Below are 17,349 nucleotides of genomic sequence, written 5' to 3' on the forward strand. Positions count from 1 at the left end.
CGTGCCGGGCACCGATGTGGTCCGGCGCCACATTCCGCGGGGATGCCGTGGCGTGGCGCCCCATGCGCCTCAGGTGGCGGTCGGCGTGTCCACCGGCGCGAACCACGTGGGCGCGTCGGAGAGCGCCATCTTGATCCGCGTCAGGTCGAACTCGCCCAGGTCCGACGGCAGCGCGTCCAGCGTGAACCAGCCGACTTCGAGCGACTCGTCGTCATTGACCCGGGCCTCGCCGCCGGTGGCGCGGCACTTCATGGCGATGTCCATGAACTGGCACTGATCCCCGTTCGGATACGCGAACGGCTCCAGCCCCTGCACCAGGATGACCCGCTCCGGCTCGCAGTGCACCCCGGTCTCCTCGTGCACCTCGCGCACCGCCGTCTCGGCAGGCTGCTCGCCGGGCTCCGGGATGCCGCCGATGATCGCCCACCGCCCGGTGTCCGCCCGTCTGCCGAGCAGCACCCGCTCGGCGTCGTCGAGACACACGACGCTCACGCCGGGGAGGAAGAGCAGCTGGTGGCCGGCGCTGGCGCGCAGTTCGCGGATGAAGTCAGGTGTCGCCATGCGGCCCAGGCTACGAGATCATCCGCGGCGGGCGCGCTCGGCCCTGCCGCGGACGTCACGAAGCAAACGCCTGACGACGAGCACGTGACCGCGGGTGCCGACGACCGCCATGCCGTACGCCCGGCCCGCCACGCCGGGGAAGACGGCGCGGGTCTCGGCGCGGAGGCGGGTGCGCGGGGAGTCTTCAGGATCCAGGGCGTCGAGACGGAAGGTCAGCGCGTACGCGGAGAACCGGTGCCTGCCCTCCAGGACGAGCTCCCGCCCCGGGTCGGCCGAAGTCACCCGGAAGCCGACGACCACCGACCCCTCGGCGAGCGGCCGCGGCCCGGCCGGGGCGCCGTCCTTGGCGCCGATGAGGCGCGCGAAGCGCCCGCCGGCGGCGCTCGAGAACGCTCGGTCGACCACCTCTCCCAGCGCCTTCCAGACCTCCTCCGGCCCGGCTTCGGCGACGGTGGCGTGCTCATCGACGTACGGCAGCGCGGCGGCTGCGGCGGTCCCCGGCATCTGTTCCTCCCGAATTAGAGAGCGTTCTCCAATACAATTGGAGAGTACTCTCCAGAACATGGCCAGGCCACCTCGCTACACCACCGATCAGCTCCTGGACGCCGCCGCCGCCCTCGCCGGCGCGGGCGGTCCGGCCGCCGTGACCATGACGGCCGTCGCCAAGTCCGCGGGCGTGCCGAGCGGTTCGCTGTACCACCGCTTCCCCGGCCGCCCGGCGCTGCTCGCGGAGATGTGGCTGCGCACGCTGGAGCGCTTCCAGGGGTCGTACGCACAGGTGCTGGCCGGTGCGGGCGAGCCGCGCGCCGTCGCGCTGGCGGCGGCGCGCCATGTGGTGGAGTTCAGCCGCGAGCACCCGCAGGAGGCGCGCATTCTCCGTTACGGCGCGGCCGACTTCGGCCGGGCGGAGTGGCCCGCGGCCGCCGTGGCGCGGCTGGAGGCCGCCAATGCCGGGGTGATGTCCGCGGTGGCGGACCTGGCCGCGCGGCTGGGCGCAACGGACGAGGCGGGGCGCGAGCGGGTGGCGGCGGCCCTGGTCGAGGTGCCGTACGGCCTGGTGCAGCGGCATCTGCGCGAGGGAACGCCGGTCCCGGTCACGGCCGTCGAGATGGCGGCGGACTGCGCGGCGGCGCTGCTGCCGCGGGCCGCGTAGAAGCAACGGAGGCGCTAGGCCTCAGCCGCCCCGTTCGGCAGCACCCGCAGCCGGTCGCGGATCGCGCGGACCGCGTCCTCCGCGTCATCGACCGTCACCGTAAAGGAGTGGTCGTCGGCCAGCCTGACCTTCAGGCCCTCGCCGCGCCGGACGACCACACACGTGCCCTTCTCCGGCCGCCAGCGATAGCCCCAGCCGCCCCAGTGCCGCGGCGTGATCGTGGGCAGGAACTCGGCGCCCACCACATCCCGCAGCAGAATGCGCCGCCGCGGCACGCCGAGGTGCCCGCAGCGCACTTCAAGGGATTCGTGGTCCACCTTGACCGCGACATGCACGAACGCGAGCGTGCCGAACAGCACCAGCACGCCGGCCGCGATGCAGCCGACGATCGACATGACCAGCGGTGCGGGACCTGACGTATAGGGGGCCTCGACCGCCAGCTCGATGCCCAGCGCCATGCACGCCGCACCCACCGCTGCCAGCAGCCACTGCACGCGGTTCCTTGCCCGGCCGGTCCAGATCTCCGAAGCGTCCTCGGCCTTGCCCGCCGGGGAGTGGTCCTTCATGTCTGGCAGCCTACGCGCCTTGAGGCGAACGGGCAGGCCTCCGTCACCTATACGTGTGCCGGTGACGAAGGGGCACGGCCCAGACTGTCATCGGGTCCACTAGCCGGCCCGCTGTCGGTCCACTGGGCGCGCTAGCCGCGGGCCGGAGCGGCCGCCCGCAGCAGCCGGCCCTCGGCGTACGTGTCGGCGGCGGCCGGCAGCGCGGCCGCCTCGCCGCTCAGCAGGACGGTGACCGAGCCGGTGTCGGGCGCCTGCGGGTCCGGCGCCGCCCCGATCCGGCGGAGTGCCTGCGCCGCCACCGCCCCCGCCGAGCCGTGCAGCACGACCGGCGGGGCGCCGGCGGGCTGGACGGCGGCGCGGATGCGTTCGGCGACCATCTCGTAATGGGTGCATCCCAGGACGACGGCCCTTACATCCGACGGCGTGTGCGCCGCCGCCGCGGCGATGGCCGCGTCGATCCCGTCCTCGTCCGCGCGCTCCACGGAGTCGGCAAGTCCCGGACAGGCCACTTCAGTGACCGCGGCACCGTTCGCGAAGTCCGCGATCAGCGCCCGCTGGTACGGGCTGCCGGTCGTCGCCGGCGTCGCCCACACCGCCACCGGGCCGCCACCTGCCCCCGCCGGCTTCACCGCCGGCACCGTGCCGATCACCGGCAGCCCCGGCTCCAGCTCGGCGCGCAGCGCGGGCAGCGCGTGTACGGACGCGGTGTTGCAGGCGACGATCAGCGCCTCCGGGTCGTACGCCGCCGCAGCCCGCGCGCAGCCGAGCGCGAGCGCGCTGATCTCCTCCGGCGTGCGCGGCCCCCAGGGCATCGAGCCGGGGTTGCTGGACAGCACCAGGTCGGCGTCAGGGCGCAACCTGCGTACCGCGGCCGCGGCGGCCAGCAGCCCGAGCCCGGAATCCACGAGCGCGATCTTCACCAGCGGCACCTCCACGACCAGTGCGGGGCGCTCGGCGCCGCCCCGACAGCATGCGATCACTTTAATTGATCGTCTTCCGACGGCCGTGGACGGTGCGGGAGACTGCGCCGGTGAATGTGCTCGCATTAACCGCCGCTCTCTCCCTCGCCGCCTGGCTGTGGCTGCTGCTCTGCCAGGGCTTCTTCTGGCGTACGGACATCCGCCTCCCGGCGGGTGCGGAGCCGGCCGAGTGGCCGTCGGTGGCGATCGTCGTCCCGGCCCGCGACGAGGCGGAGGTGCTGCCCGACAGCCTGCCGTCCCTCCTGGCGCAGGACTATCCGGGCGCGGCGGAGGTCTTTCTCGTCGACGACGGCTCCACGGACGGCACGGGCGAGACGGCGAACGCGCTCGCGGCCGAGCACGGCGGGCTGCCGCTGACCGTCTCCAACCCGGGCGAGCCCGGGCCGGGCTGGACCGGCAAGCTCTGGGCCGTACGGCACGGCATCGCCCTCGCCCGGGCCCGTACCGGCGCCGACTACCTACTCCTCACCGACGCGGACATCGCGCACCGCCCCGACAGCCTCCGCGAGCTGGTCCGGGCCGCGCGGTCCGCCGACCTCGACCTCGTGTCGCAGATGGCGCGGCTGCGGGTGGCGACCGGCTGGGAGCGGCTGATCGTGCCCGCCTTCGTCTACTTCTTCGCGCAGCTCTACCCCTTCCGCTGGGTGAACCGCGCCAAGGGACGGACCGCCGCCGCGGCCGGCGGCTGCGTGCTGCTGCGCGCCACGGCCGCCGAGCGGGCATCGGTCCCGGAGTCGATCCGGCACGCGGTCATCGACGACGTCTCGCTCGCCCGCGCCGTGAAGCGCTCAGGTGGCCGGATCTGGCTGGGGCTCGCCGAGCGCGTCGACAGCGTGCGCCCGTATCCGCGGCTCGCCGAGCTCTGGCGGATGGTGTCGCGCAGCGCGTACGCCCAGCTGCTGCACAATCCGCTGCTGCTCGCCGCGACCGTCATCGGGCTCCTCGTCGTCTATGTCGCCCCGCCCGCCGCGCTCATCGCGGGCCTCGCGGCGGGCAGTCCCGCGGCCGCGCTCGCGGGCGGCGCCGCGTGGCTGATCATGGCCGGAAGCTACCTGCCGATGCTGGCCTATTACGGACAACACCGGTGGCTGACCGTGCTGCTTCCGTTCACGGCCGTGCTCTATCTGTGCATGACGGTCGACTCAGCGGTGCAGCACTATCGCGGCCGCGGGGCCGCGTGGAAGGGCCGGACGTACGCCTGAGCGCGGGCCGACGCGGCTGACCGGCGGTGACGTCGCCTACTCGTTACCCCGGGGACGCAATGCCTTTACACGATCTGTACACCGGAGTTGGTCCGTTTCCCCCTGGTTCGCTCGTATTAGTGACGGCCGGTCACTTCGAGCGCGGAAAACAACCCTCTTATCGGTCTCCCCAACAGGCACATCGTGGGCTTAACTTATGGCCATGACCACCCCCCGCGCATATGGCGGCGGCTACTACCCGCACGCAATCCCGGACACGCCCATCTACGACAGCCTCGTGGCAGAGCGCGGCACCCCGCAGATCGCCCCGATCCGGGTTCCCTCCTCGTACGACACCGGCAGCCACCTCCCGGCGCTCCCGCCCGCGCGCCCCGCGCTGCCGGCCGCACCCTCGTACCAGCACCAGCAGCCCTACCAGCAGCAGCCCCAGCCGCAGCAGCACACGCCGCCGCATGGCTACCAGGCCGCCGCTCCGCAGCCGGCCGCCCCGCTGTCGTACATCCCGCAGCAGGCCGCCGCGCCCCGGTACCAGCAACAGGCCCCGCAGCACCCCCAGCCGCAGCGCCAGCCCGCGCACAACTCCGGCTTCGAGGCGATGCGTCCGGTCGCCCCGCGCCCGGCCCAGGCCCGCCCGGCCCAGCCGCAGTACCCGGATCCGTACGCTCAGCAGCAGCAGAGCTACGACCCCCGTCGCGGCTACTGAGCACGGCCAGTTCGCCACAGGCCCGCGCGCTACGGTGTAGCAGGCAAGAGGCGAACCGGCGCGAACGCAGTGAGGGCAAAGCGAGACCATGGCACAGGGCTCCGTCCAGGTGACGCACACCTCGACCTCGCGGTGGCGTCGCCGCACCGGGGAGTACGGCTCGCTGGCCGACGCCCTCGAGGCCGCGGGGGACGGCGACGTGCTGTCCATCGCGCCCGGCACATATCGCGAAAATGTCGTGGTGGTGCACGCCGTCACGCTGCGCGGTCCTGACGCCGCCACCGGCTCGGTCCGCATCGCCCCGGCCGACGGTGTGCCGCTGACCGTCCGGGCCGCCGCCGTCGTCGAGGGGCTGCACATCGAGGGGCAGGACGCCTCGGCGCCCGCCGTGCTGGTGGAGGACGGCACACCCGAGCTGTCCAGGATCCGCGTGGTGTCCAGGTCGGCCGCCGGCATCGAGGTGCGCGGCGGGGCCCGCCCTGTCGTACGCCACTGCACGGTCGACAATCCGGGCGGTACGGGCATCTCCTATACCGGCGCCGCGGGGGGACTGGCGGCGGACTGCGAGGTGTTGGCCGCCGGGCAGGACGGCGTAACGGTGCGCGGCGGGGCGCGACCGCGTCTTGAGCGCTGCCGGGTGCACCACACCGCCGGGTCCGGGCTCTCCGTCGGCGGCGAGGGCTCGACGGCCGAGGCCGAGGGGTGCGAGGTGTACGAGACCGGCGGCACCGGTGTGCAGGTCTCCGCCCGCGCCACCGCGCATCTCACCGGCTGCACGGTCCACCGCACCGCCACCGACGGCGTGACGCTCGATACGGACGCCGTCCTCACCCTCGACGGCTGCGAGCTGCACGAGATTCCTGAGAACGCCGTCGACATGCGCTCCCGTTCGCAGCTCAATCTGAACCGCACCACCATCCGCCGCTTCGGCCGCAACGGCCTGTCGGTGTGGGACCCGGGCACCCGGGTCGCGGCCGAGGAGTGCGAGATCCACGACAGCACGGGCGACTATCCCGCGGTGTGGGTCAGCGACGGCGCCGCCGCGGTCCTCGACAAGTCGCGGCTGCACGACATCCCGGACGCCGTCTTCGCCCTGGACCGCGGCTCGCGGGCCGACCTGACCGGCTGTGACATCGCGCAAGTCCGGTCCACCGCCGTGTCGGTGAGCGACGGGGCGGCGGTGCAGGTGTCGGACTGCCGGATCCGGGACGCGGCGACCGGGGCCTGGTTCCGGGACCACGGCAGCGGCGGGCGGATCGCGGACTGCACGATCGATTCGGTGGCCACCGGCGTGATCGTCACCAAGGGCGCGGACCCGTCGGTGGAGCGGACCACCGTGAGCTCGGCCGCGGAGGCCGGGGTGTACGTGTCGGCGCAGGGGCGCGGCTCGTTCCACGGCTGCCGGGTGACGGGCAGCCGCGGCTATGGCTTTCATGTAATCGACGGCTGCCGGACGGTGCTGACCCGCTGCCGTACGGAGCGCTGCGCCCGCGGCGGGTACGAGTTCGCGCTGGAGGGCCCGGTCACGGAGGACTGCACCAGCGACGAGAGCAGCGAGCGCGCGGAGGCCGCGGCCCCCGCCACGGCCCGTACGGCCACGGAGACCGGGCTGCTGGCGCAGCCGGCGGTGCAGGCGGCCCAGGAGGAGGCCGTGCCCGCCCCCGCCGCTCCCCCGGCGGCCGAGTCCCGGCCCGCGGGCGATGTGCTGGGTGAACTGGACACGCTCGTCGGCCTGGAGAGCGTCAAGCGCGAGGTCCGTACGCTCACGGACATGATCCGCGTCGGCCGGCAGCGCGAGAAGGCGGGTCTGAAGGCCGCCTCGGTCCGCCGCCATCTGGTCTTCACCGGCTCCCCCGGCACCGGCAAGACGACCGTCGCCCGGCTGTACGGGGAGATCCTCGCCGCGCTCGGTGTGCTGGGGCGCGGGCATCTGGTGGAGGTGTCCCGGGTGGATCTGGTGGGCCAGCACATCGGCTCGACCGCGATCCGTACGCAGGAGGCCTTCGACCGGGCCCGCGGCGGCGTGCTGTTCATCGACGAGGCGTACGCCCTCTCGCCCGAGGACGCCGGGCGGGACTTCGGCCGGGAGGCCATCGACACGCTGGTGAAGCTGATGGAGGACCACCGGGAGGCGGTGGTGGTGATCGTCGCCGGGTACACGGCGGAGATGGAGCGCTTCCTCGCCGCCAACCCGGGGGTGGCGTCCCGCTTCTCACGCACCATCACCTTCGGCGACTACTCGGCCGAGGAGCTCCTCGAAATCGTCGAGCAGCAGGCCGAGGAGCACGAGTACCACCTCGCGGACGGCTCGGCGGAGGCGCTGCGGAAGTACTTCGCCGACCTGCCGAAGGGCCCGGCGTTCGGCAATGGGCGCACCGCCCGCCAGACCTTCGAGGCCATGGTCGAGCGGCACGCCGGGCGGGTGGCGCAGCTCGCCGAGCCGACGACCGACGAGCTGACGCTGCTCTATCCGGAGGACTTGCCGGGCTGAGCCGGCACGGTCTTGCCGCCCGCAAGGCGCTTGAGGAGCCAGGTGCGTTCCTCGGCGAACGCGGGGTCGGACTGGTAGTCGGAGTGGCCGTTGATGGGGGCCGGGAGCGGGTGGTCGGGCGTACGGCCGTAGCTGACCGGGTCGCGGAGGGCCGGGCGGTCGATGTCGTCGGTCTCCTCGCCGTTCTCAAGGCAGATGCGGCCGCCGATGGGGTCGGTGGGGCGGTAGAGGTTTCGCCAGGTGTCGAGGTCCTTGTGCAGCGCGGTGAGCTGCGCGGAGCCGAAGTAGGCGGGGAACCAGTGGCCGTAGAGGCGGGTGAGCGGTGAGCCGTAGGTGAGCAGCGCGACCTTCTTGCGGACGCCTGGGTCGAGCTGCCAGATGGCGGCCGCGGACAGGACGCTGCCCTGGGAGTGGCCGGAGAGGACGAGGCGGCCCTTGGGGTGGCGGTCGGTCCAGGTGCACATCCGCCAGGTGAGGTCCGGGACGGCGCGCTCGGCGTAGCAGGGCGGGGCGAAGGGGTGGGCGGCGCGCGGCCAGAAGGTGCCGACGTCCCACAGGATGCCGATGGTGCGGCGGGCGGAGGCGTCCTTGTAGGCGCGCCTGCCGGTGGTCAGCAGCAGTATCAGCAGCGCGCCGACGAACCAGGAGCCGAGCGCCTGGCCGGTGGCGGCGAAGCCGGGGATCAGGCCCGGGGCGTCCATGGCGGCCTGCCCGGGGACCTGGTCGGTGGCCCAGGCGCCGGCGACCGCGCCGCCGGAGAGGATCAGGTTGACCACCGCCAGTACGGCGAGCATGGCCGGAGCCGCGTCGGTGAGGTCGGCGCGGGCGACGGCGCCGGCGATGGCGCGGGAGCGCGGGGCGTTCAGGCGCTTCTTCTCGGCGTCGTCGGGGTAGAGGCCCGGGATTTCGCCGGTGACCTTGCGCTTGACCCGTACCAGGCGGAGACCCGCGCCGATGGCGACCAGGACCAGCACGGCGAGGATCAGCGGTATCACGGTGGCCTGCCAGGACAGCACCACCGGCGGTCCGGGGATGGTGCCCGGGTCGCCGGGGGTGGCGCCGCGGTCCAGCCAGTCGCCCATGCGCTGGGCGAGGCCGCCGGAGTACACCCAGGACAGCGCCCCGGCCAGCAGCGCGACGACGGGGCCCGCCTGGCCGCCGAGCACGGGTGCCCGGCCCTCGGCGTGGCGCTGCAGTCGGTACGCGGCCACGGCCAGCACCGCGATCAGCGCGCCCTGGGCGATGGCGACGCCGCCGAAGAACGATGTGCCGGGCAGCCGCCCGTCCGCGACCCAGCCGGGGCGCGACCAGGCCGTGTGCACCAGCGTGGCCGCCAGCACGGCGAGCGCCGCGAGCGGCAGCCAGCGCACCGCCCACCGGTCGTCGCCGTCGTCCAGCTCGGCCTCGCTGCGGCCGCGGCGGCACACCACGTACAGCACCGCGGCCCAGCCCGCCGCGGTCAGCGCGATCAGCACCCAGCCCAGCGCGGCGAGGGTCCCGGTGTCCGGCTCGACGGTGGCCGCCAGCAGCGCCGAGGCGATGATCAGGAGTGCGGCGGCGGTGTGCGCCGCCCGCAGCCGGGCCACCAGGCGCCGCCCGTACCAGAAGCCCGGCAGCGACAGCACCGGCCGCTCCCCGTCCTTCTCCGGCGTCGCGGGGCCGGTGCGCGGCGGCGGTGAGGCCGACTCGTACGCGCTCCAGGTGCGGTGCGAAAGCCACCACAGCAGGCCCGCGATCAGCGCCGGGACCAGCGCGCCGACGGCGAGGCGGCGGCCGGGCTCGCCCCACCAGCCGCCGCTTTCGGCGGACATGAAGCTCAGCCACGACTTCCCGGCCACGCAGTGCGCGGACCCGGCGCACTGGTACGCCATCAGATCCACCGTCACCTCAACGGCGGCAGCCACGAACTGCACCGTCAACGACAGCGCGAGCAGCCGCACCGCGACGTCGTAACACCGCTGCGCCGCCGACTTCGCCGGGGCGGCGGGGCGCACCCAGTGCGCCAGATTGATGACCATGAAGGGCAGCAGCACCAGCCACAGCGCGCGGGCGCCATTGCCGGACGTCAGGTTGGACCAGCAGTACGCCTCCGGCACCGGCGTGCCCGCGTCCCGGCCCTCCTCCTCGGCCTTCTCGTCCACCGCCCGCCGGTGGATGCCCGCCGTGTGATCGCCGGTGATCAGCACCGTCCGCGGATCGTCCAGCATCTCCTCGGGCGTCGTACCCCCGACGCCGTGCACCAGCAACTCCAGCGAGCAGCGCCCCCCGCCGTCCGGCTGCGCCGCGGCGGGCTCGCTCGCGGCCTTCCCCGTTTCCAGCGCCATGGCTTGGTCCCCCGGTATTCCCCTGTGGTTGGTCAGGGCACCAGGATTCCGGCTGCGCTTGACGTGCGCAGCACAGCACACACAAGGAGAGTCGAAATCGTGACGCGGTCTTCACGGCCCCGGCACACCCGGCCGGGTGTCGTACGGGCGTGGGAGGATGAGGCGATGGGCGACAACCAGAATCTCCTGGCCGAGCAGCGCCGTGCCCTGATCCTCGATGAGGTCAGGCGGCGCGGCGGCGTGCGGGTCAATGAGCTCACCCGGAAGCTGCATGTGTCCGACATGACGGTGCGCCGGGATCTGGACGCGCTCGCCCGCCAGGGCGTGATCGAGAAGGTGCACGGCGGCGCGGTGCCGGTGGTCGAGGCGTCCACGCATGAGCCTGGCTTCGAGGCCAAGTCCAGCATCGAGACGAGCGCGAAGGAGCAGATCGCGCTCGCCGCCGCCGCGATGGCCCAGCCCGGCAGCGCCATCGCGCTCTCCGGCGGCACCACCACCTTCGCGCTCGCCCGGCAGCTCACCGAGGTCCCGGGGCTCACGGTGGTGACGAATTCGGTGCGCGTCGCCGATGTCTTCCACACCGCCCAGGCCGCCGCCTCCCCGCTCGCCCAGCCGGGCAGCAGCGGCGGCCCCACGGTGGTGCTCACGGGCGGCGTCCGCACGCCCTCGGACTCGCTGGTCGGCCCGGTCGCCGACCAGGCCATCCGCAGCCTGCACTTCGACATGCTCTTCATCGGCGTGCACGGCATATCGGTGCAGGCGGGGCTCTCCACCCCTAACCTCGCCGAAGCCGAGACCAACCGCTGCTTCGTGCAGGCGGCGCGCCGGGTCGTGGTGGTCGCGGACCACACCAAGTGGGGGACGGTGGGCCTGAGTTCCTTCGCCCCGCTGGACGAGGTCGACGCGCTGGTGACGGACGCCGGGCTGAGCGCGGCCGCGCGTGCGGAGATCGCCGAGCAGCCGCCGGAGCTGATTGTCGCCGGTGAGCAGAACGGGGCGTATCCGGGCGGCGCCCGGGAGGCGGGGAGCTGATGGCGCCGCGACTGCTGCGTCCGGTGCCGCTCGGCTTCGCCGACGAGGCGCCGGTGCGGATGGTGTTCACCCGCCATCTGACCGCGCCTCCGGAGGCCGTGTACGGGGCGCTGGCCGAGGACGCGCCGGGCTGGGCGCGCTGGTTCGCCGCGGTCAGCAAGGCGCAGTCCTTCGAGGGCGGTCGCCGGGTCCGGCTCAAGGGCGGTATCCGCTTTACGGAGACGGTGCTCGCCGCGAAGCCCGCCGAGCGCTATGCCTACCGCGTCGAGCAGACCAACGCCCCCGGCATCACCGCCCTGCTGGAGGACTGGCGGCTCTCCCCCACCCCCGGCGGCACCCGCGTCGACTGGGTGTGGGCGGCGGACGGGCCGGCGCTGGTGCGAGGCGCGATCGCGCTGGCGCGGCCGGGGCTCAACCGCGCCTTCGGGCAGGCGATGCGCGCACTCGACGCGCGACTTGGGAAAACCGGCGGCTGACGCGCCGGCGCTCCCTCGGCGAAGCCGCTAGCACGGCCAGCGGCCAGTCGCGAGGAAGCTGTTGACAGCTGCCGCGTACGGGCCGATGTCCAGGCCCTGTTCGGCGAGCCAGGCGTCCGAGTAGTACTTGTCGAGGTAGCGGTCGCCCGGGTCGCAGTAGAGCGTGACCACGCTCCCCGTCCTGCCCTGCTCCAGCATCTCCGCGATGATCTTGAACGCGGACCACAGCCCGGTCCCGGTGGAGCCGCCCGCCTTGCGCCCGATGGCGGTGTCCAGGGCCCGTACCGCCGCAATGCTCGCCGCGTCCGGGACCTTCATCATCCGGTCGATCGAGGAGGCGATGAAGCTCGGCTCCATGCGCGGCCGCCCGATGCCCTCGATACGGGAGCCGGTCTCGCAGTGCGTCTCCGCGTCGCCGGTCACCCAGCCGTCGAAGAAGCAGGAGTTCTCCGGGTCGGCTACGCACACGCGGGTGTCGTACTGCATGTAGTGGATGTAACGGGCGATGGTCGCCGAGGTGCCGCCGGTGCCCGCCGTGGCCACCACCCAGGCCGGCTCCGGGTAGCGCTCCAGGCGCAGCTGGTGGAAGACCGACTCGGCGATGTTGTTGTTCCCGCGCCAGTCCGTGGCCCGTTCCGCGTAGGTGAACTGGTCCATGTAGTGGCCGCCGGTCTCCTCGGCGAGACGGGCCGACACCTCGTACATCGTCCGCGGGTCGTCCACCAGATGGCACTGTCCGCCGTGCCACTCGATGAGGCGGGTCTTCTCCTTGCTGGTGGTGGCCGGCATCACCGCGATGAAGGGCACCCCGATCAGCCGGGCGAAGTAGGCCTCGGACACCGCCGTGGAGCCGCTGGAGGCCTCGATGACCGGCCGGTCCGGCCGGATCCAGCCATTGCACAGGCCGTAGAGGAAGAGCGAGCGTGCCAGGCGGTGCTTCAGGCTGCCGGTGGGGTGGGTGGACTCGTCCTTGAGGTAAAGGTCGATGCCCCAGTGCTCCGGGAGGGGGAAGAGCAGCAGGTGCGTGTCGGCCGAGCGGTTGTTGTCGGCCTGAACCTTGCGCACAGCCTCCTTCAGCCAGGCGCGGTACGCCGCGTCGCTGCGGTCCACGTCAATGGTCTGCGCGGGGCCGCTTTCCGCCTGTGGATCCAGTACGCCGCTCACCGCGCCGCTCCTTCTGCCGTGCCTGTTCCGCCCGGGTCCGGGCACTGGCGATCATATGGCGACTCTGGTGTGGCGGCCCGGGCGCGGGCATGCTCGATAGGTGGGGTGCTGAGGAGGGGTACACGGTGGGTGATACGGAATTCACCGCGCGTGGGGTGCGGATCGGGCGCTGGCTGCGCTCGCTGACCCGCGCGGGACAGGTGCGGATCAAGGACGGCAGGCTGCAGCTGCTGACCAGCCTGGGCCGGGAGATCGACAGCGCGCCGGTACAGCACGTGCATGCGGCCAGGCCGCTGTTCGCCCGCGAGGGCCGCGCGCACGCCACGCTGAACGGACATCGCTACACGCTGACCCTGGGCCCCCGGAACTCGCGCCCGGGCATGGGCGGCCCGCCGGACGACAACCGCTTCCTGGAGGCGGTCCGTACGGCGCGCGCCCGCAGCGGGCGCACCTGAAGCCCGCACAGCTCACCGACCCGCGCAGGGGGCCCGCCGTGAGGCCGCACCGGCATTGCACCGTGGAGCTGGAGGCAGCTCCCGCACGCATCGGCCAGGCGCGCAGAATCGTCTCGGCACAGCTGCGCTACTGGCATCTGGACCATCTCGTGGACCGCGCCGCGCTGGCCCTGACCGAGCTGCTCACCAACGTCCACCGGCACGCCGAGCCGGACAAGCACTGCACGGTGGAGCTGGAGCTGCGGCCGGGCGAGCTGCTGGTGTCCGTACGGGACGGCGACCCGCGGCTGCCCGAGATGCAGCCGCCGGAGCTGCTGTCGGGGTGCGGGCGCGGGCTGCCGCTGGTGGCGGCCGTGTCGGAGAGCTGGGGCTGCCGGGTGCGGGAGGGCGGCGCGGGCAAGTCCGTGTGGTTCTCGCTGGCGGCCCCGCCGATCCCGCCGCCGCCCACGCCGCCGCCGCATGCGTACGGGAACGGGAGCGTGGCTCGCGACGACGCCCGCCCGCCCCGGTTGCGGGGGCAGACGGGCGCCGCGGGGGGCTGACCAGCCCTTGTCACTCCGTGGCGATGGCCCGCAGCACGTCCAGCCGCGCCGCCCGCCGGGCCGGCCGCCAGCCGGCCAGCGCGCCGGCCAGCAGGCCCACCAGCGCCACCACCGTCAGCTGTACGGGCGGCACCGAGAACGCTCCCGTGCCCGCGCTGTCGGACGCCTTCACCAGCGCCCAGCCGAGGAACGCCCCGAGCCCCAGACCGCCGGCCGTCCCGAAGGCGGCGACCAGCAGCGACTCCCACCGCACCATGGCCCGCAGCTGTGCGCGGGTCTGGCCGACGGCGCGCAGCAGGCCGAGCTCGCGGGTGCGCTCGTGGACGGCGAGGGTGAGGGTGTTGGCGATGCCGAGCAGGGCGATGAGGATCGCCAGGGCGAGCAGCGCGTAGACGAGGGTCAGCATGATGTCCATGCCGGCCGCGGCGCTGTCCGCGTACTCGTCGCGGGTCTGGACCTCGGGGTTGCCGTAGTCCTTCGCGACCTTCTCGACGGCCGACTTGCCCTCGTCGGTGCCGACGCCGTTCTTGAAGGCGACGGCGACGACGTTGTCGGAGTCCTGCAGCTGGTGCGGCTTCCAGGCGGCGCGGGTGATCACGTAGTCACCGGCGATGCCGTCCTCGGCGTATACGGCACGGACCTTGAAGCTCTCCTTGGTGCCGTCGGTGAAGGACAGCCGGGCGGTGTCGCCGACCTTGTAGCCGCGCTTGTCCGCCTCGCCCTCGCTCACGGCGATGCCGTCCGTGCCGAAGCCGGTCAGCGAGCCGTCGACCTTGCCGAGGTCGAGGACGCGCCCCATCTCGGCCGGGTCGGTGACGGCGAGCTCGCGCCCGCTGCCGTCGACCCGGGCCACGCCCTTGCCGAGGCCGAGCGCGGTGTCCACCTCGGGCAGGTCCGCGACGGCCGGGGCGAGCTTCGGGCTGAGGCCGTTGGGCCCGGCGCCGAAGCCGGACGCCTGGATCGCGACGTCGCCGGCGAAGGAGCGCGACACGGTCTGGTTCATGGTCGTCTGCAGGGATGAGGCGAAGACCGTGAAGAGCGAGACGACCGCGACGCCGATCATCAGCGCGGTGGCGGTGGCGGCGGTGCGCTTGGGGCTGCGCAGCGCGTTCTGCTTCGCCAGCCGCCCGGTGACGCGGCGCAGCGGGGCGCCCAGGGTCCGTACGGCATAGGAGGCGGCCACCGGGCCCATCACCACGAAGGCGGCGAGGGTGGCGACGGCGCCGGTCGCGGTGAGCATCACCGACGGTCCTGAGGCGGCGCCGGTCACGGTGACCGCGACGCCCGCGAGGGCCAGCACCGTACCCACGATCGCCCGGGTACGGGACGCGCCCGCCGTGTCCACGGCGGTCTCGCGCAGCGCGGCCAGCGGCGCGGTGCGCCCGGCCCGTACGGCAGGCATCAGCGCGGAGGCGACGCAGACGACGAGACCCACGGCGAACGGCAGCACCAGCGACAGCCACTTGATCACCAAGTCGCCCTCGGGGAAGGGGAAGCCGACCGCGGGGAACAGCGCCTGCAGCCCGGCCGCGATCCCGATGCCGCCCGCGAGCCCGGCGGCGGAGGCGACCACGGCGACCGCGACGGCCTCGACGAGCGTCTGCCCGACGACCTGGCGGCGGGTGGCGCCGAGGGCGCGCAGCAGCGCGTTCTCGCGGGTGCGCTGGGCGACCACGATGGCGAAGGTGTTGTGGATGGAGAAGGTCGCCACCAGCAGCGCGATACCGGCGAAGACCAGCAGCATCATCGTGAACATGGACAGGAACTGCCCGGAGATCTGGTCCTGGCTCTCCTCGGTCATCTCCTGCCCGGTGACGGCCTCGACGCCCTTGGGGAGCGCGGGCTTGATCGCGTCGACGAGCTCCTGCTGGCTGACGCCGGGACCGGCGCGCACCTGGATGGAGGCGGCCTCATCGGGCTTCGGGACCAGGTACTTGGCGGCATCGGACTGCGTAAGACCGGTGAAGGTCGTCTGCCCCATGCCGTCCTCGCCGCCGAACTCCGAGATCCCGACGATGGTGACCTTGAGCGCGTCCGGGGTCCGTACGACGGTGGTGTCGCCGATCTTCAGGTCGCCGGTCTTGGCGGCGCCGCGGTTGATGACCGCCTCGCCGTGCTTGGCGGGCGCGCGGCCCTCTGCGAGCTGGTACGAGCTGAGGTCCGGGTCGGCGATCCAGTTGCCGGCAAGGGTGGGCGGGCCCTGGCCGCCGATGGGCTCGCCGTCGCTGCCGAGCAGCTGGCCGCGGCCCTGGATGTTCGGCTCCGCGGCGGCGACGCCTTCGGCCTTCGAGACCTTGTCGGCGAGCGCGGCGGAGACCGGCTCGCGGGTGCCGAAGGACTCCCCCGGCGTGGTGATCGCGTCCGCGCTGCGGACGACGGCGTCGGTGCCGCTCGCCGCCCGCCCGAACATGGTGTCGAACGCGCTCCGCAGGGTGTCCCCCATGACCAGCGTGCCGGCCAGGAAGGACACGCCCAGCAGCACCGCGAGGAAGGTCCCGGCGAAGCGCCGCTTGTGGGCGCGGAGCGAACTGGCGCTGATGCGCAGCGAAGCGCTGATGGCACTCATGGCCGCTGCGCCTCCTTTCCGATGTCGAGGGCCTTCATACGGTCGAGTACGAGGTCGGCGGTCGGGCTCTGCATCCGGTCGACGAGCCGCCCGTCGGCGAGGAAGACCACCTCGTCGGCGTGCGCGGCTGCTGAGGGGTCGTGCGTGACCATGACGACGGTCCGGCCCATCTCCCGTACGGTCCGGCCCAGCAGGTTCAGCACCTCCTCCCCCGAGCGGGAGTCGAGGTTGCCGGTCGGCTCGTCGGCGAAGACGACGTCCGGCTGCCCGGCGAAGGCGCGGGCGACGGCGACGCGTTGCTGCTGGCCGCCGGAGAGCTCGCTCGGGCGGTGGTGCAGCCGGTCGCGGAGGCCGACGACGTCGATGAGGGTGTCGAGCCACTCGGGGGCGGGCCGGTCGCCGGCGAGGTCCATGGGGAGGGTGATGTTCTCCGCGACGGTCAGCGTCGGGAGGAGGTTGAAGGCCTGGAAGACGAAGCCGATGCGGTCGCGGCGGAGCAGCGTGAGCCGCCGGTCGTCGAGTCCGCTGAGCTCCGTATCGCCGATGAAGGCGGCGCCCTCGGTGAGGGAGTCGAGGCCTGCGGCGCAGTGCATGAGGGTGGACTTGCCGGACCCGGACGGGCCCATGATCGCGGTGAAGCGAGCTGCCGGGAAGTCGACGCTCACGCCATCAAGGGCCCGCACCTCGGTGTCACCGACGCCGTAGACCTTCACGGCGTCGATGACCCGGGCCGCCGCGGCAGTCAGCACCGGGGCGGAGTAACTCATGCGGCACCGTCCTTGCCCGCGGCCGCATTGCCGAACTCGTCGTTCAGCACCGACAGCCGCCGCCAGTACTCGTCCTCGTCGATCTCGCCGGAGGCGAAGCGCCGGCCGAGCACCGACACGGGCGAGGACTCGCTGTAGCGCTCACGCTGCTGCCACGGGCCACGCCGCCCGCGCCACACGGTGCGCCGCATGACAAAGAAGAATCCGCCGATGACCAGCGCCCACAGCAGCGGGAAGAACAGGATCCACGGGCCGGGGCCGCCATCGGGGCCGGGGTGTGCAAGGAATTCCATCTCGTTCAGCTCCTCGGTAGGACCGGTTGTTTCCTTTGCTTGCTTCGCTACCGAGAGTCGTCTTTCCGGGGTCG

The 17,349-nt window shown here is 73.1% G+C and carries 17 protein-coding genes; 8 read left to right on the forward strand and 9 right to left on the reverse strand.

The features are described 5' to 3' along the window. Nucleotides 1–69: 69 nt before the first annotated feature. Both ACNNMR_RS04445 and ACNNMR_RS04450 read right to left on the reverse strand, forming a co-directional pair. A complete protein-coding gene (locus ACNNMR_RS04445; RefSeq protein ID WP_419993182.1) occupies nucleotides 70–561 on the reverse strand; it encodes an NUDIX hydrolase in 492 nt (163 codons plus the stop codon). Between the two features lie 18 nt (nucleotides 562–579). After that, nucleotides 580–1,065: a hypothetical protein gene (locus ACNNMR_RS04450; RefSeq protein WP_419993183.1), complete on the reverse strand. Its 486-nt coding sequence runs from the start codon at nucleotides 1,063–1,065 to the stop codon at nucleotides 580–582. A 58-nt stretch (nucleotides 1,066–1,123) separates the two neighbouring features. Between ACNNMR_RS04450 and ACNNMR_RS04455 the strand changes: the two genes are divergently transcribed. Beyond that, nucleotides 1,124–1,714 carry a TetR/AcrR family transcriptional regulator gene (locus tag ACNNMR_RS04455; protein WP_419993184.1) on the forward strand — a complete coding sequence of 197 codons (591 nt, stop codon included), beginning with the start codon at nucleotides 1,124–1,126 and terminating at the stop codon, nucleotides 1,712–1,714. Nucleotides 1,715–1,728: 14 nt separating this feature from the next. Here the strand turns inward: ACNNMR_RS04455 and ACNNMR_RS04460 are convergent, their stop codons facing one another. Together ACNNMR_RS04460 and ACNNMR_RS04465 are read right to left on the reverse strand one after the other, a co-directional pair. Further along, nucleotides 1,729–2,280 carry a hypothetical protein gene (locus tag ACNNMR_RS04460; protein ID WP_419993185.1) on the reverse strand — a complete coding sequence of 184 codons (552 nt, stop codon included), beginning with the start codon at nucleotides 2,278–2,280 and terminating at the stop codon, nucleotides 1,729–1,731. A 131-nt stretch (nucleotides 2,281–2,411) separates the two neighbouring features. Next, nucleotides 2,412–3,200 carry a glutamate racemase gene (locus ACNNMR_RS04465; RefSeq protein WP_420000258.1) on the reverse strand — a complete coding sequence of 263 codons (789 nt, stop codon included), beginning with the start codon at nucleotides 3,198–3,200 and terminating at the stop codon, nucleotides 2,412–2,414. Nucleotides 3,201–3,310: 110 nt separating this feature from the next. Here ACNNMR_RS04465 and ACNNMR_RS04470 point away from each other — a divergent pair, with 110 nt between their 5' ends. The 3 genes from ACNNMR_RS04470 (at nucleotide 3,311) to ACNNMR_RS04480 (ending at nucleotide 7,656) form a co-directional block, all read left to right on the forward strand. Next, on the forward strand, nucleotides 3,311–4,462 hold the full coding sequence (locus tag ACNNMR_RS04470; RefSeq protein WP_419993186.1) for a glycosyltransferase: 1,152 nt from the start codon (nucleotides 3,311–3,313) through the stop codon (nucleotides 4,460–4,462). 202 nt (nucleotides 4,463–4,664) lie between these two features. Next, on the forward strand, nucleotides 4,665–5,165 hold the full coding sequence (locus tag ACNNMR_RS04475) for a DUF6643 family protein (protein ID WP_419993187.1): 501 nt from the start codon (nucleotides 4,665–4,667) through the stop codon (nucleotides 5,163–5,165). 88 nt (nucleotides 5,166–5,253) lie between these two features. Further along, nucleotides 5,254–7,656, forward strand: a complete 2,403-nt coding sequence (locus ACNNMR_RS04480) for a right-handed parallel beta-helix repeat-containing protein (RefSeq protein ID WP_419993188.1) — start codon at nucleotides 5,254–5,256, stop codon at nucleotides 7,654–7,656. Here ACNNMR_RS04480 and ACNNMR_RS04485 read toward each other — a convergent pair. Then, nucleotides 7,632–9,980 carry a hypothetical protein gene (locus tag ACNNMR_RS04485; RefSeq protein WP_419993189.1) on the reverse strand — a complete coding sequence of 783 codons (2,349 nt, stop codon included), beginning with the start codon at nucleotides 9,978–9,980 and terminating at the stop codon, nucleotides 7,632–7,634. The genes ACNNMR_RS04480 and ACNNMR_RS04485 overlap by 25 nt on opposite strands. Before the next feature lie 165 nt (nucleotides 9,981–10,145). Between ACNNMR_RS04485 and ACNNMR_RS04490 the strand changes: the two genes are divergently transcribed. Then, nucleotides 10,146–11,012 (forward strand): DeoR/GlpR family DNA-binding transcription regulator, encoded by an 867-nt coding sequence (locus ACNNMR_RS04490; protein WP_420000259.1) that lies wholly within the window; start codon nucleotides 10,146–10,148, stop codon nucleotides 11,010–11,012. Then, nucleotides 11,012–11,488 carry an SRPBCC family protein gene (locus tag ACNNMR_RS04495; RefSeq protein ID WP_419993190.1) on the forward strand — a complete coding sequence of 159 codons (477 nt, stop codon included), beginning with the start codon at nucleotides 11,012–11,014 and terminating at the stop codon, nucleotides 11,486–11,488. The genes ACNNMR_RS04490 and ACNNMR_RS04495 overlap by 1 nt, the downstream gene beginning before the upstream one ends. Before the next feature lie 27 nt (nucleotides 11,489–11,515). On the opposite strand, the gene ACNNMR_RS04500 is transcribed toward ACNNMR_RS04495, so the two are convergent. Further along, nucleotides 11,516–12,652, reverse strand: a complete 1,137-nt coding sequence (locus ACNNMR_RS04500) for a PLP-dependent cysteine synthase family protein (protein WP_419993191.1) — start codon at nucleotides 12,650–12,652, stop codon at nucleotides 11,516–11,518. A 125-nt stretch (nucleotides 12,653–12,777) separates the two neighbouring features. On the opposite strand from ACNNMR_RS04500, the gene ACNNMR_RS04505 reads away from it, so the two are divergent. Together ACNNMR_RS04505 and ACNNMR_RS04510 are read left to right on the forward strand one after the other, a co-directional pair. Next, nucleotides 12,778–13,107: a hypothetical protein gene (locus tag ACNNMR_RS04505; RefSeq protein ID WP_419993192.1), complete on the forward strand. Its 330-nt coding sequence runs from the start codon at nucleotides 12,778–12,780 to the stop codon at nucleotides 13,105–13,107. Nucleotides 13,108–13,145: 38 nt separating this feature from the next. Further along, complete coding sequence (locus ACNNMR_RS04510) at nucleotides 13,146–13,649, forward strand: ATP-binding protein (protein ID WP_419993193.1); 504 nt, start codon at nucleotides 13,146–13,148, stop codon at nucleotides 13,647–13,649. A 10-nt stretch (nucleotides 13,650–13,659) separates the two neighbouring features. Here the strand turns inward: ACNNMR_RS04510 and ACNNMR_RS04515 are convergent, their stop codons facing one another. Genes ACNNMR_RS04515 through ACNNMR_RS04525 form a run of 3 tightly spaced genes read right to left on the reverse strand, consistent with a single transcriptional unit; the run spans nucleotide 13,660 to nucleotide 17,275 of the window. Continuing rightward, nucleotides 13,660–16,215, reverse strand: a complete 2,556-nt coding sequence (locus ACNNMR_RS04515; RefSeq protein ID WP_419993194.1) for an ABC transporter permease — start codon at nucleotides 16,213–16,215, stop codon at nucleotides 13,660–13,662. Further along, complete coding sequence (locus ACNNMR_RS04520; RefSeq protein ID WP_419993195.1) at nucleotides 16,212–16,982, reverse strand: ABC transporter ATP-binding protein; 771 nt, start codon at nucleotides 16,980–16,982, stop codon at nucleotides 16,212–16,214. The genes ACNNMR_RS04515 and ACNNMR_RS04520 overlap by 4 nt, the downstream gene beginning before the upstream one ends. After that, nucleotides 16,979–17,275, reverse strand: coding sequence for an SHOCT domain-containing protein (locus ACNNMR_RS04525; RefSeq protein ID WP_419993196.1), 297 nt, complete (start codon nucleotides 17,273–17,275; stop codon nucleotides 16,979–16,981). The genes ACNNMR_RS04520 and ACNNMR_RS04525 overlap by 4 nt, the downstream gene beginning before the upstream one ends. Between the last annotated feature and the right edge of the window lie 74 nt (nucleotides 17,276–17,349).

This window comes from Streptomyces boninensis, from assembly GCF_048572725.1.
Lineage (GTDB): Bacteria > Actinomycetota > Actinomycetes > Streptomycetales > Streptomycetaceae > Streptomyces > Streptomyces boninensis.

Excerpts from the sequence above, each read along its gene's own strand:
- ACNNMR_RS04445 (WP_419993182.1), bottom strand. The coding sequence starts at position 561 with ATGGCGACACCTGACTTCATCCGCGAACTGCGCGCCAGCGCCGGCCAC.
- ACNNMR_RS04450 (WP_419993183.1), bottom strand. The coding sequence starts at position 1,065 with ATGCCGGGGACCGCCGCAGCCGCCGCGCTGCCGTACGTCGATGAGCAC.
- ACNNMR_RS04455 (WP_419993184.1), top strand. The coding sequence starts at position 1,124 with ATGGCCAGGCCACCTCGCTACACCACCGATCAGCTCCTGGACGCCGCC.
- ACNNMR_RS04460 (WP_419993185.1), bottom strand. The coding sequence starts at position 2,280 with ATGAAGGACCACTCCCCGGCGGGCAAGGCCGAGGACGCTTCGGAGATC.
- ACNNMR_RS04475 (WP_419993187.1), top strand. The coding sequence starts at position 4,665 with ATGACCACCCCCCGCGCATATGGCGGCGGCTACTACCCGCACGCAATC.
- ACNNMR_RS04480 (WP_419993188.1), top strand. The coding sequence starts at position 5,254 with ATGGCACAGGGCTCCGTCCAGGTGACGCACACCTCGACCTCGCGGTGG.
- ACNNMR_RS04485 (WP_419993189.1), bottom strand. The coding sequence starts at position 9,980 with ATGGCGCTGGAAACGGGGAAGGCCGCGAGCGAGCCCGCCGCGGCGCAG.
- ACNNMR_RS04490 (WP_420000259.1), top strand. The coding sequence starts at position 10,146 with ATGGGCGACAACCAGAATCTCCTGGCCGAGCAGCGCCGTGCCCTGATC.
- ACNNMR_RS04495 (WP_419993190.1), top strand. The coding sequence starts at position 11,012 with ATGGCGCCGCGACTGCTGCGTCCGGTGCCGCTCGGCTTCGCCGACGAG.
- ACNNMR_RS04515 (WP_419993194.1), bottom strand. The coding sequence starts at position 16,215 with ATGAGTGCCATCAGCGCTTCGCTGCGCATCAGCGCCAGTTCGCTCCGC.
- ACNNMR_RS04520 (WP_419993195.1), bottom strand. The coding sequence starts at position 16,982 with ATGAGTTACTCCGCCCCGGTGCTGACTGCCGCGGCGGCCCGGGTCATC.
- ACNNMR_RS04525 (WP_419993196.1), bottom strand. The coding sequence starts at position 17,275 with ATGGAATTCCTTGCACACCCCGGCCCCGATGGCGGCCCCGGCCCGTGG.